General features: G+C 72.1%; 12 protein-coding genes. 4 read left to right on the top strand and 8 right to left on the bottom strand.

Annotation, left to right across the window (positions count from 1 at the left end; all coding sequences use genetic code 11):
- Positions 1-29: 29 nt before the first annotated feature.
- From DEI94_RS07275 to dut, 3 genes are read right to left on the bottom strand one after another with little or no spacing between them, the layout of a single operon-like run.
- On the bottom strand, positions 30-806 hold the full coding sequence (locus DEI94_RS07275) for a DUF3159 domain-containing protein (protein WP_111008806.1): 777 nt from the start codon (positions 804-806) through the stop codon (positions 30-32).
- The gene (locus DEI94_RS07270; protein WP_111008805.1) at positions 806-1,513 is read right to left on the bottom strand and encodes a DUF3710 domain-containing protein; all 708 of its coding nucleotides are present in this window, start codon (positions 1,511-1,513) and stop codon (positions 806-808) included. The genes DEI94_RS07275 and DEI94_RS07270 overlap by 1 nt, the downstream gene beginning before the upstream one ends.
- Positions 1,510-2,040, bottom strand: coding sequence for a dUTP diphosphatase (gene dut, locus DEI94_RS07265; protein WP_111008804.1), 531 nt, complete (start codon positions 2,038-2,040; stop codon positions 1,510-1,512). The genes DEI94_RS07270 and dut overlap by 4 nt, the downstream gene beginning before the upstream one ends.
- A gap of 39 nt (positions 2,041-2,079) precedes the next feature.
- On the opposite strand from dut, the gene DEI94_RS07260 reads away from it, so the two are divergent.
- Entirely contained in the window at positions 2,080-2,511 is a 432-nt protein-coding gene (locus tag DEI94_RS07260; protein ID WP_111008803.1) for a DUF3093 domain-containing protein, read from the top strand.
- A 122-nt stretch (positions 2,512-2,633) separates the two neighbouring features.
- Here DEI94_RS07260 and DEI94_RS07255 read toward each other — a convergent pair whose 3' ends face one another.
- Positions 2,634-2,930 (bottom strand): DUF4193 domain-containing protein, encoded by a 297-nt coding sequence (locus tag DEI94_RS07255; protein WP_111008960.1) that lies wholly within the window; start codon positions 2,928-2,930, stop codon positions 2,634-2,636.
- A gap of 298 nt (positions 2,931-3,228) precedes the next feature.
- Between DEI94_RS07255 and sepH the strand changes: the two genes are divergently transcribed.
- Positions 3,229-4,326, top strand: a complete 1,098-nt coding sequence (gene sepH, locus DEI94_RS07250; protein ID WP_111026030.1) for a septation protein SepH — start codon at positions 3,229-3,231, stop codon at positions 4,324-4,326.
- A 15-nt stretch (positions 4,327-4,341) separates the two neighbouring features.
- Here the strand turns inward: sepH and DEI94_RS07245 are convergent, their stop codons facing one another.
- Positions 4,342-5,487 (bottom strand): alkaline phosphatase family protein, encoded by a 1,146-nt coding sequence (locus DEI94_RS07245; RefSeq protein ID WP_220038771.1) that lies wholly within the window; start codon positions 5,485-5,487, stop codon positions 4,342-4,344.
- 41 nt (positions 5,488-5,528) lie between these two features.
- Between DEI94_RS07245 and DEI94_RS07240 the strand changes: the two genes are divergently transcribed.
- Positions 5,529-8,003 (top strand): DNA gyrase/topoisomerase IV subunit A, encoded by a 2,475-nt coding sequence (locus DEI94_RS07240; RefSeq protein WP_111026028.1) that lies wholly within the window; start codon positions 5,529-5,531, stop codon positions 8,001-8,003.
- 69 nt (positions 8,004-8,072) lie between these two features.
- Here the strand turns inward: DEI94_RS07240 and DEI94_RS07235 are convergent, their stop codons facing one another.
- Positions 8,073-10,199, bottom strand: coding sequence for a DNA gyrase/topoisomerase IV subunit B (locus tag DEI94_RS07235; protein WP_111008799.1), 2,127 nt, complete (start codon positions 10,197-10,199; stop codon positions 8,073-8,075).
- 229 nt (positions 10,200-10,428) lie between these two features.
- Between DEI94_RS07235 and DEI94_RS07230 the strand changes: the two genes are divergently transcribed.
- Positions 10,429-10,653 (top strand): DUF7455 domain-containing protein, encoded by a 225-nt coding sequence (locus tag DEI94_RS07230; RefSeq protein WP_111008798.1) that lies wholly within the window; start codon positions 10,429-10,431, stop codon positions 10,651-10,653.
- Positions 10,654-10,764: 111 nt separating this feature from the next.
- On the opposite strand, the gene DEI94_RS07225 is transcribed toward DEI94_RS07230, so the two are convergent.
- Together DEI94_RS07225 and DEI94_RS07220 are read right to left on the bottom strand one after the other, a co-directional pair.
- Entirely contained in the window at positions 10,765-11,535 is a 771-nt protein-coding gene (locus DEI94_RS07225; RefSeq protein ID WP_111026027.1) for a type 1 glutamine amidotransferase, read from the bottom strand.
- Positions 11,532-12,791 carry a MurT ligase domain-containing protein gene (locus tag DEI94_RS07220; RefSeq protein ID WP_111008796.1) on the bottom strand — a complete coding sequence of 420 codons (1,260 nt, stop codon included), beginning with the start codon at positions 12,789-12,791 and terminating at the stop codon, positions 11,532-11,534. The genes DEI94_RS07225 and DEI94_RS07220 overlap by 4 nt, the downstream gene beginning before the upstream one ends.
- Positions 12,792-12,795: the final 4 nt, after the last annotated feature.

Raw genomic sequence — 12,795 nt, 5'->3', positions numbered from 1 at the left:
CCCGAGATGTCTCGATGTCGAGACAGATGCTACACGCGGTCGGGGCCTCCGGCGGCGTCGACGTCCCCGGTGCCGCCGTCGGCGACCTGCCCGAACACGGAGCGGACGAGCAGCCACGTCACCCAGAGCATCGCCGCGTAGAGCGGTACCCCGGTCACGAGCTTGATGCCGGCCAGGAGCTCCACCTGCGCGGCGAGGTAGAGCGGGACCTCGATCGCGAGCCGCACCGCGAACAGCCCCGCCCAGAGCCAGGTCGCCACGGTGAGCACACGGCGCTTGCCGGGGTCGCTGCGCCAGTGGTCGCCCTCCGGCAGCAGGAGCCCCACGACGATCCCGATGAGCGGCCGTCGGGCCACGAGGGTGGCGAGCAACACGGCCAGGGACACCGCGTTCACGACGATGCCCGGCACGAAGTTGCTCTCGGCGCGCCCGGTGAACAGCGACAGGCCGGCGGAGATCGCGACGCCGAGGATCCCGGAGAGCGCGGTGACGAGCGGCTGACGCTGCACGAGCCGCAGCCCGACGAACACGAGCCCGACGAGCACGGGGACCACGACACTCGGCACGAGCTGGTGCGTGACGGCGAACACGATCAGGAACGCGAACCCCGGGAGGATCGACTCGGCCAGTCCGCGCACCCCGCCGACCGCCGCGACGAGCGCCCGGCCCGATGGCGCCTCGCCCGGAGCGACCCGCGCGATGCCGGCCCGCGCGACCGCGTCACGCAGCTGCGCCGACAACGACAGCGCGTCGGCGTGGTCTGTGGCGTGGTCCTCGGGGAGCGGGGCGCTCGGGTCCGACGTCATCAGATCGTCGCGGTCGGCATCGTCTTCGGCATGTGGAGCGGGATGAGGTCGCGGGGCGGCATGGGACTCGTCCCGCGGACGACGACCACGCTCCGGAACAGGTCCTCGATCTCGGTCGCGGCCTCGGGGTCCTCCGCCGCCTTGCCGGCGATCACACCGCGGAGGAACCAGCGGGGCCCGTCGACCCCGACGAAGCGCGCGGTCCGCAGGCCGTCGGTGACGCCGTCCTCGCCGACCACCGGGACGTCCGCGCGGAGCTCCGGGCCGAGCGGCCCGTCCACCTCGGTCGCCACGCCACCCTGCCGGCCGATCTGCTCGGCGATCTGCGCGCGGATCTCGTGCCAGAGCCCCGTCGTCCGGGGCGCGGCGAACGGCTGCACCTGGAGCGTCGACTCCTCGAAGTCGAGACCGACCGCGACGACCCGCTGCGAGCCCTCCTCGACCTCGAGGCGGAGGTGGAGGCCCTCGCGCGGCAGGATCTTCACCCCGCCGAGGTCGACGTACGGACGCACGGGATTCGCCTCGGTCTCGTCGAGCGGCCCGTTCTCCTCGCGGTCTGCGGGAGCCGACTTCGCCGTCGGCTCGACCGTCACGACCTCGTCGAGCGCCTCGTCGGCCTCGTCCGCGATGTCCACCTCGGGCGTGGTCGAGGCGAGCTCGACCTCCTCGGCGGGCTCGGTGCCCTTCTTGCCCCTGCCGATCCTCATGCGCCGGCTCCTTCCTGGTCGTCCGTTCCGGGTCGCGTGCCGTCCGCCGCGCCCTCCGTCGTGGGGGCGGCCGCCACGCTCACGTCCACCGCCGTACCGTACCCGGACGACCCGAATCCGCCGTGTCCGCGGACGCTGTCCGGGAGCTCGTCGACGGCGACGAACCGCACGGCGGGCACGGGCATCACGACGAGCTGGGCGATGCGGTCCCCCACCGCCACCGAGTACGACTCGCGCTGGTCCGTGTTGAGCAGGGCGACCTTGAGCTCCCCGCGGTACCCGGCGTCGATCGTGCCGGGCGCGTTGACGATCGTGATCCCGTGCTTGGCGGCCAGACCGCTCCGCGGCACCACGAACCCGGCGTACCCGTCGGGCAGGGCGATCCGCACGCCGGTGCCGACGAGTCGACGCTCACCGGGGGCGAGCACCACCGCCTCGGTGGAGACGAGGTCGGCTCCGGCGTCTCCCGGGTGGGCGAACCGAGGGGCGTCCGCCCCGGTCCATGGCACGTCGAGGGGCTCGGTCACGTGACGAGGGTAGTGCACACGGCGTGGTCGAATAGGGGGGTGACCGTGTACCGCGAACGACTCTGGGCTCCCCCGACCCTCTACCTCGCGACCGCGCTGGTGATCCCCGCCAGCCTGCTCGTGTTCCTGCCCATCAACACCACCGTCGGCGTCGTCGTCGCGATCGGCATGGAGCTCGCGGTCCTCGTCATGCTCTGGCTGCTCGCACCGATCGTCGAGGTGACCGAGGACGAGTTCCGGGCGGGCCGCGCGCACCTGCCGCGGAGCGCGGTCGGCGCGGTGCAGGGGTACGACGGCAGCGCGGCGACCCGCGAGCGCGGGCCGACGTTGGACGCGCGCGCGTGGACGCTCTTCCGTGGCTACGTCCACGGGGTGGTCAAGGTCGAGGTCGCCGACGCGCAGGACCCGACCCCGTACTGGTTGGTGTCCGTGCGGCACCCCGACCAGGTCGTCGCGGCCCTCGGACGCTGACCGGTCGGGAGGACGACGAACGGCGCCGGTCGGGAGCACGACGAACGGCGCCGGTCGGGAGCACGACGAACGGCGCCGGACCCCGATCGGGATCCGGCGCCGTTCGACGTGCGGGGTGTGGACTACGCCGAGGCGCACTCCATGCAGACGGGACCGAGCTTCGTCTCGTGGTCGAGCTGCGAGCGGTGCTTCACGAGGAAGCACTCGACGCAGGTGAACTCGTCCACCTGCGGCGGCAGCACCACGACGTCGAGGTCGACGTCGGAGAGGTCCTGTCCGGCGAGTTCGAAGCTGCCGGGGTTGTCGGCGTCGTCGACGTCCACGACACCCGACATCTTGTCGGGGACGCGCTCCTTCAGTGCCTCGATCGACTCGGAGTCGTCGTCGGTCTTCCGAGGGGCGTCGTAGTCGGTGGCCATGCCCATCCGTTCTCGTTGAGAGGGGTCGTCGCCGGGATCGGCGGCGACAGTTTGCATCAAGTACCGATGATTCGCAAACCGTGCGATCCGGTGCTCCAGCAGGCGGTGCAACCCGTCGGGCCGGCTGCGCATTCCCGCTTCCAGCCCGTCTTCACGCCATCGTCGGCACCGGCGTCAGCGGCCGGCCACGGACACGAGGCCGACGACGTTTCCGCGCGGCACGCCCACGACGTCCCGGTCGCGGGGTCGGGCGGGTGGCACACTTCCGGACTGTACGCATGCACGGGAAGGCGGACAGATGCAAGACGTGAGAGTCATCGGTGTGGAACCGGGCGCGATCCTCCTCGCGACCGACTCCGGGAGCGAGTACCGGCTCGCGGTCACCCCCTCGCTGTCCGGCCAGGTCCGCCAGGCGAGCCCCGCCGAGGGCGAGCCGCACCGCCGGATCCCGCCCAAGGAGATCCAGGCGCGCATCCGCGCCGGGTTGAGCAGCGAGCAGGTCGCCGAGCTCATGGGCGTCGCGGTCGAGGACGTCCGTCGGTTCGAGGGGCCGGTGATGGCCGAGCGGTCGTTCGTGCTCGACGCCGCCCGACGCGTCTCCGTCACGGGCGAAGCGGGAGCACCCGAGGTCTTCGGTGACGCCATCACCGCGCGGCTCGAGGCCGGCGACGCCACCGACGTCCGCTGGTCCAGCCGGAAGGACGTCGAGCACGGCTGGCAGGTGCAGGTCCACTACGTCGCGGACGAGGTCGAGCACGACGCGCAGTGGCGCTTCGACCCGAAGACCTCGACGCTGACGCCCGACAACGGCGACGCGCACCGCCTGTCGCGCGAGGACGACGACGAGGGCCTCACCCCTCGGCTCCGCGCCGTCGATCCGGAGCCCGAGGACAGCGCGTCCACCCGGTTCGACTCCGGCGCGTTCCGGGTCGAGACCGACCAGCGTCCGGCACCGGACCGGGAGGCCGCCGACCGTCCGCCACTCCGCGCACCGCTGCCGCGCATCGGCGCGCCGGCCGTCGAGGAACGGGGCCCGGGGAACGAGACCGCCGACCTGCTCGAGGCGCTGCGGCGCCGGCGCGGTGAGCGCGAGGCCGCCACGTTCGGCGACCACTCGGACGACCGCCGCGGGGACGACCGGCAGCGCCGGTCGGTGACCGTCGTGGACATCCCGCTCGACACCCTCGCTCCCGGCGAGGTCGGCGACGCCGACGGGGTCGACGACCCGGTGGGCGACGGCGGCCGCCCATCGTCCGCGCCCCGGGCGGACGAGTCCGGCTCCACCGCGGAGCAGCCCGACGGAGGCCGACCGGACCGGAAGAAGCGGAGCCGACGGGCGATGCCGAGCTGGGACGAGATCGTGTTCGGCACGCGGCCGGACGACGACCTGGCCTGATCCGGCACCCCGACCTCAGGTGGCGAACGCCCCCGCGAGGAGCAGCGGGACGTAGGTCTCGTCGTCCGACATCGATCCGTGCTGGCCGAGCATCCGCCGGGGGTGTTCGCCGGCCTCGCGGTCGTCGTTGAACGCCCACTGACCGCGAGCGGCGACCACGACGTCGCCGAGTCGCGCCCGGACCGGGTCGGTGACCGCCCCGAACCACCCGGCGGCGATCGCCTCGTCGCGGCTCGCCACCCACGCGCGCTTGCCGACGCGCTCCCGCCACGCGCGCACGGTGGCGTCGACGTCGGTCCCCGGCGCCAGGGTGAGCTGTCGGCAGCGCGGATCCCCCGCGAACCCGACGACCGGTTCGAGCAGGTCGGGAGCGATGGCGACGTTCGCCTCGTCGGGGACGTCGAGCACGCCGTGGTCCGCGGTGACGACGAGGCCGACATCGGCCGGGAGCGCCGCCGCGAGCCGGGCCAGTTCGGCGTCGAGGGCCTCGAGCGCACTCGTCCACCGGTCCGACTGCCAGCCGCGCTTGTGGGCGATCGAGTCGAGCTCCGGCACGTACAGGTAGACGAGCGTGGCCGGCCCGTCGGCGACCGCCTCGAGCGCGGCGTCCACCCGGGCGGGGATGGTGTCGGCGTCGACGTAGTCCGCGCCCGCCAGGACGTTCGCGGTGAACCCCGACGTCCGGTATCGCGCCGGCCCGACCGACCGCACCACGAGCCCGTCGGCCACGGCCCGCTCGAACAGCGTCGGGACGAGCAACCACCCCGCGGGGACCTCGGCGTCCCAGCCGCTGAGCAGGTTGACCACGCGGCCCGAGCCCGGGTCGAACCCGCTGTACCCGACGACGCCGTGCGTCCCGGGCGTCGCACCCGTGCTGAGCGTCGTGAGCGCGGCGGCGGTCGTCGTGGGGAACCCGCTCCGCAGGCGGCGCTTCTCGGCGGCGAGGAACCGCGCGTGACCGGCGCGCGCCCGCACGGCGTTCGCACCGAGTCCGTCGACGAGCACGACGATCGCGGACCGGGCGGGACGGAGCCGGATCCGGGCCTCCCGACCGAGCCCCGCGAGCGCCGGTCCAGGGTGGCCGAGTGCGGTCAGGCAGGCCGGCACCACGTCGGCGAGGTTCGCGGTGTCCTGCGTCGCCGTCGGTACCATCGGAGTCATCCGGCCCAGTCAACCAGACAGCGCCGCGACAGAGAGGGCCCATGGCACGCACGGACGCAGTCGGCCTCCCCGACGGTGAGCGCATCGAGGACGTCGACGTCTCCGAGGAGATGCAGGGCTCGTTCCTCGAGTACGCGTACTCGGTCATCTACTCCCGCGCGCTGCCCGACGCCCGTGACGGCCTGAAGCCCGTCCAACGCCGGATCCTGTACCAGATGTCGGAGATGGGCCTCCGCCCGGACCGCGGACACGTCAAGTGCGCGCGCGTGACCGGCGAGGTCATGGGCAAGCTGCACCCGCACGGCGACGGCGCGATCTACGACGCCCTCGTGCGGATGGCACAGGACTTCACGATGCGCGTCCCGCTCGTCGACGGCCACGGCAACTTCGGCTCGCTCGACGACGGACCCGCCGCCGCCCGCTACACCGAGGCACGACTCGCCGAGCCGTCGATGGCGATGACCGACGGCCTCGGTGAGGACGTCGTCGACTTCGTCCCGAACTACGACAACCAGCTCATGCAGCCCGAGGTGCTGCCCGCGGCGTTCCCGAACCTGCTCGTGAACGGCGCGTCCGGGATCGCGGTCGGCATGGCCACGAACATGGCGCCGCACAACCTCGGCGAGGTCGTCGAGGCCGCGAAGCACCTGCTCCGTCACCCCGACGCGACCCTCGACGAGCTCATGGAGTTCGTGCCCGGCCCCGACCTGCCGTCGGGCGGCACGATCGTCGGCCTCGCCGGGGTCCGGGACGCCTACGCCACCGGCCGCGGCTCCTTCCGCACCCGCGCCAAGGTGAGCGTCGAGAGCATCACCCCACGCAAGACCGGGCTCGTCGTCACCGAGCTGCCGTACCTCGTCGGTCCCGAGCGGGTGATCGAGAAGATCAAGGACGGCGTCCAGTCCAAGAAGCTCTCGGGGATCTCGGACGTCACCGACCTGACCGACCGGAACCACGGACTCCGGCTCGTCATCGGGATCAAGACCGGGTTCAACCCGTCCGCCGTGCTCGAGCAGCTGTACAAGCACACCCCGCTCGAGGACGGCTTCGGCATCAACAACGTCGCCCTCGTCGACGGCACCCCGCAGACGCTCGGGCTCAAGGAGCTCCTCGAGGTCTACGTCGCACACCGCCTCGACGTCGTGACCCGCCGGTCCCGCTACCGCCTCGCGCGGCGTCGCGAGCGTCTCCACCTCATCGAGGGCCTGCTCATCGCGATCCTCGACATCGACGAGGTCATCGAGGTCATCCGGACCTCGGACGACTCCGAGGCCGCACGCACGCGGCTCCAAGAGGTCTTCGACCTGTCCGAGGTGCAGGCCGAGTACATCCTCGAGCTGCGCCTGCGGCGCCTCACCAAGTTCTCGCGCCTCGAGCTCGAGCGGGAACGCGACGAGCTGCTCACCGACATCGCCGCCCTGGAGGAACTGCTCGGCTCCGACGCCCGGCTCCGGACCCAGGTGGCCACGGAACTCACCGAGGTCGCGGACCGCTTCGCGACCCCGCGCCGCACCCTGCTCACCGAAGCCGACGCGCCCGTGCGCGGCGGACGCAAGGCCGCCGTCGAGCTCGAGATCGTGGACGCACCGTGCCGCGTGCTCCTGTCCACCACCGGACGGCTCGTGCGCGTCGACCAGACCGAGGGCTCCGACCGCGTCGCGCGCACCCCGGCGCGATCGAAGCACGACGCCGTGCGGTCCACCGTCGCCACCACGGTGCGGTCCTCCGTCGGCGCACTCACGGACCGTGGCCGCGTCGTGCGGTTCTCGCCCGTCGACGTCCCCGCCGTCCCGCCGGCCTCGGTCCGCCTGGACGCCGGCGTGCGTGTCCGCGACTACCTGGGCCTGCCGTCGGGTGAGACCGTCGTCGCGCTCCTCGACCCCGAGTCACCGAACGCGCTCGCGATCGGCACACGGCAGGGCGTCGTCAAGCGCGTCGTGCCGAACGCGTGGCCGGACAAGCCCGACGTCGTGGCGATCGCCCTCAAGGACGGCGACGCCGTGGTCGGCGCCACACAGGGACCCGAACAGGACGACGTCGTGTTCGTGACCTCGAACGCGCAGCTCCTGCGGTTCCCCGCCGCCGTGGTCCGCCCGCAGGGGCTCCCCGCGGGCGGCGTCGCCGGCGTCCAGCTCGCCGCGGGTGCCACGGTCATCGCCTTCACGACCGTCGACCCAGCGGCCGACGTCGTCGTCGCGACCGTGTCCACGTCGTCCGCGACGCTCGCCGGCACGGACCCCGGCCGCGCCAAGGTCTCCGCTCTGTCCGAGTTCCCCGCCAAGGGGCGCGGCACCATGGGGGTCCGGGCGCACGCGTTCCTCAAGGGCGAGGACGGCCTCGCCGTCGCGTGGGCCGGCGTCGCTCCCCCGCACGCGCTCGGTCCGGACGGCGCGGCCCGGACACTGCCCGACTGGTTGTCCAAGCGCGACGGGTCCGGGTCACCGCTCGAGGCCGTCGTGACCACGATCGGTGCGAGCCCCGCCGTCCCCATCGGGGCGGAGTCCGACCCCGCGTAGCGGGCCCGGAAGGCGACCCCGCGGAGCGGCCGGAAGGCGACCCCGCGGGGCGGCCGGGGCCTGGGCCGGTCAGGCGTCGATGCGGTCCCGGTCGAGCCCCTGGCCGGCCAGGATGAACTCCTTGCGTGGCGCCACGTCGTTGCCCATGAGCAGCTCGAACACCCGAGCGGCGTTCTCGGCGTCCGAGACGTTGACGCGCCGGAGGGTCCGGTGCGCCCGGTCCATCGTGGTCTCGGCGAGCTGGTCGGCGTCCATCTCGCCGAGGCCCTTGTAGCGCTGGATCGGCTCCTGGTACTTCTTGCCCGACTTCTCGAGCTTCCGGAGCACGCCCTGCAGCTCCTGCTCCGAGTACGTGTACAGCGTGTCGTTCGGCTTGCCCCGGTTCACCACCACGACGCGGTGCAACGGCGGGACGGCGGCGAACACCCGGCCGGCCTCGATCATCGGGCGCATGTACCGGAAGAACAGCGTCAGCAGCAGCGTGCGGATGTGCGCACCATCGACATCGGCGTCGCTCATGACGATGACCTTGCCGTAACGGGCCTGGTCGAGCTCGAACGAGCGTCCGGATCCGGCTCCGACCACCTGGATGATCGACGCGCACTCGGCGTTCGAGAGCATGTCGCTCACCGAGGCCTTCTGCACGTTGAGGATCTTGCCGCGGATCGGAAGCAGCGCCTGGTACTCGCTGTTCCGGGCGAGCTTGGCGGTGCCGAGCGCGGAGTCGCCCTCGACGATGAACAGTTCGCTCGCGGCGACGTCGTTCGACCGGCAGTCGGCGAGCTTCGTGGGCAGGGACGAGCTCTCGAGCGCGTTCTTGCGGCGCTGGGTCTCCTTGTGCGCGCGAGCGGAGATCCGGGACTTCATCTCCGAGACGACCTTCTCGAGCAGCGCCTGCGACTGTGCCTTCTCGGTCCGCTGCGTCGACGTCAGGATCTCGGTCATGCGGGCGGCCACGACGTTCGCGACGATCTGCCGGACCGCCGGCGTGCCGAGGATCTCCTTCGTCTGCCCCTCGAACTGTGGCTCGGGCAGCCGCACCGTCAGCACCGCGGTGAGTCCGGCGAGCACGTCGTCCTTGTCGAGCTTGTCCTGCCCCACCTTGAGCCTGCGGGCGTTCGCGTCCACCTGCGCGCGGATCGCCTTCATCAGACCGTTCTCGAAGCCCGTCTGGTGCGTCCCGCCCTTCGGCGTCGCGATGATGTTGACGAAGCTCCGGGTCACGGTCTCGTAGCCGCTCCCCCAGCGCAGCGCGACGTCGACCTCGCAGGTGCGCTCGACCTCGGTCGCGACCATCGCCCCGGCGTCGTTGAGCACCGGCACGGTCTCGGTGAAGGTACCGGTCCCCGTGACGCGCCACGTGTCGGTCACGGCCGTGTCCGGAGCGAGGTGTTCGGCGAACTCGCTGATGCCACCGTCGAACCGGAACCGCTCGACGACCGGTCCCTCGAGCCGCTCGGCGCCCTGCCCCTCGGCGAGCCGGGATGCCGCAGCGATCGCGTGCGGGCGTTCGTCGGTGATGGTGATGCCGAGACCCGGCACGAGGAACGCCGTCTGCCGCGCCCGGTTCGTCAGGTCGCCGAGCTGGAACACCGCGTCGGCGGTGAAGATCTGCCGGTCGGCCCAGTACCGGACGCGCGTGCCCGTGACGCCGCGCTTCACCTTGCCGATCACTCGGAGCTCGCTGCCCGAGGTGAACGGGGTGAACGGTGCGTCCGGGCCGATGCCCGCAGCGTCGTCGAACACGCCGGGCTCACCGCGGTGGAACGACATCGCGTACGTCTTGCCGCCGCGGTCGACCTCGACGTCGAGGCGTTCCGACAGTGCGTTCACGACGGATGCGCCGACCCCGTGCAGACCGCCGGACGCGGCGTACGAGCCGGACCCGAACTTGCCGCCCGCGTGGAGCTTGGTGAACACGACCTCGACGCCCGTCAGCCCCGTCTTCGGCTCGACGTCGACGGGCACGCCACGCGCGACGTCCCCGACCTCGACGCTGCCGTCCGCGTGCAGCCGCACCGTGATCTCGTCGCCGTGGCCCGCGAGGGCCTCGTCGACGGAGTTGTCGATGATCTCCCACAGGCAGTGCATGAGCCCTCGTGAGTCCGTCGAACCGATGTACATCCCGGGACGCTTGCGGACCGCCTCGAGCCCTTCGAGCACGGAGAGATGGCGGGCGTTGTAGTCGGAACTCACCTGCCGAGGCTACCCGGGACCGGTGACGCTCCTGGCGCACCACCCCGGACGTGAGCGCACGACGCTCGGCCGACCCGCGCCTCCCGGCGGTGTCCGCGACGCGCAGGTGACCGTCGACGGAATCCGCGGTCAGCGAAACAGCGCGACCACAATGCGGGGATCCCAGGGAGCGCGTGCTGAAATGGACGCACCAACCCCGGCACCGCCTCCGATCAACGAGGAGCACACCATGTCCCAGACCGTGCAGGACCTCTCCATCGACGACCTCGGCAGCAACCAGCTCACGGCGGCCGACCGCTGCGACAGCTGCGGCGCGCAGGCCTACATCCGAGCCACGATGGCGAGCGGCGAGCTCCTCTTCTGCGCCCACCACGGTGCCGAGTTCAAGGACAAGCTCGCCGCGACCGCCCTCGAGTGGCACGACGAGACCAGCCGTCTCTACGAGAGCAAGTAGCGCCCGGCCCCGCCACGGCGATCGCCGCGGTCGGTCCGACGAACAGAGGCCGGATCCCCATCGGGGATCCGGCCTCTCGCGTACCCGGCCTGTGTGCCGCTCGCGACCGCGTCAGGCGATGCGCTTGAACGCCTTGTCGACGTAGCGCGTGATCACCGCGCGGGCCTCGCGAGCGTAGCGGTCCACGGCGGCGGTGCGGGCCGGATCCGGCGCGTATTCGCGACTCAGACGACCGGTGGCGGCGGCCAACACCGCATCGGTCAGGTGCGGGTTCAGTGGCAGGAGCGGCCCCTGGGTGTGGGTGCCGAACGCCGCGGCGGTCGCCGAGCCCTCGGTGCCGGTGCCGTCCTGGTTGCCGCCGCCCGACACGACGTCCGCGAACACCGCCGTGGGATCGATGTTCTCGATGCGGGTCGCGTGGTCCTCGAACCCCGCCACGCGTTGGTCTCCGCCGGGCAGGGTCGCACGCACGTCGAGCAGGAAGTAGTTGACCCGGCGCTCGGCGCCCCGCACGGCGCGGGCGTCGAACACCCCGAGGCCGGTCACCGGCGTCCCCTCGGTGGGGACGACCTCGCGGGTCGCCAGGTCGTAGCCGCCACCGACCGCCACGAGCGGCACGCCGGCGGCGACGGCGTCCTGGAGGAACGGTGCGAGCCGGGCGGGGTCCCCGCCGAGCGAGCGCATCGCGCTGAGCGGGCCGTTGCCGACCACGACGACGTCGGCGTCCGTCGGGAGGCTGTCCCCGACGTCGTGGCGCACGACCTCGGTCGGGATCCCGGCGGCGTCCGCGCGGGCGACGAGGGCGGTCACGTTCCCCCGGTCGCCCGAGACGCCCATCTGCCGCGGGTAGAGGTGCAGGATCGTGAGGCAATCGGCCGTCATGCCGTCCTCTCCAGGTCGGGATGACCGAGGGCCTTGCGGGCCAGCATCATGATCTCGTAGTTGACGATGAAGTGCTTCGTACCGGACGTCGTCGCTCCGAGTCCGGACATCAGTCGGATCGCGGCCTCGACATCAGGCTCCACACGGCCGATCCGCACCCCGGCGAACTCGAGGGCGAGGGCGATCTGCCACGCTTTGTCACCCGACACGACGTCCACGTGGTCGAGATGCGAGAAGTCGATGTCGTAGATCCAGGAGATGTCCGGCGTGCCCTCGTCGATCGCCATGAGCACCTGCTCGGGCGGCGTCGACAGGGCGTCGAGGTTGAGCTGCAGGCTCGCGGCGTTCTTGAACATGGTGAACTCGGCGTGCTCTCCCGCGATCGGGATGCGCTCACCACGCCCGTAGGCCGGCTTCATCGCGGTGAAGGCCCGGGTCACCGCTTCCGCGCGGAACTGCTCGCCGAGGGCGGCCGAAGCGGTCGCGGTGGCAGCAGCGGCGTCCACCGCGTAGTGCAGCCCCCGGGCCGGCAGCCGCACCGGGATGTCGGCCCCACCGAAGCGGACCACCGCTGCGTCCCCGGTGGACTCGACGACCTCGGCGTCCGCGGCGGTCGTGCCCGACGCGTCCCGGGCGAAGTCGTCCGCGTTCTGCAATCCGTTCGGGGCCGCAGCGACGACCTCGGGCGCGGCGCCGAAGCGCAGGACCCGCTGGCCGGCCCGGCCCTCGTAGGCGTCGAGGAACTGGTCGTCGTGGTTCGTGATGACGTTCCGCGACGACGTCGCCGCGGTGTCGAGCATCATCGTCGCGACGCGCTCCGTCTCGAAGAACCGGTACAGCTGGTCCACCTGCACGTTGAGCATCGTGACCGTCGACGGCGAGAGGATGCCGGACAGCTCCACGGCGAAGGCCTCGTCGACCTCGAGGATGCCGATGTCCGCCTTGAGGCGTCCCGTCAGCCCGACCTCCGAGAGGAGCGCCGACGCGATGCCCTGCGGCAGGTTCGCCCCGGACGGGTTCGTGAACACGCGGAGCCCGTGCGCCCGCATGATCTCGGAGATCATGTGGGTCGTCGTCGACTTGCCGTTCGAACCCAGGACGAACACGATCCCGTTCGGGAACTGCCGCGACACGTGCCGGAGGAAGTCGGGAACGAGCTTGAGGAGGATGTAGCCGGGGTAGGCGGACCCCCCGCCGCGCGCACGAGCGAGGGCGCGGAGGATCCGCCCGATGAGGATCGGGACGACGAAACGCACGCGG

It is taken from the genome of Curtobacterium sp. MCBD17_040, from assembly GCF_003234805.2.
Lineage (GTDB): Bacteria > Actinomycetota > Actinomycetes > Actinomycetales > Microbacteriaceae > Curtobacterium.
The sequence above is the reverse complement of the archived record's forward strand: the minus strand, read 5'-3'. Positions and strand labels throughout refer to the sequence as shown.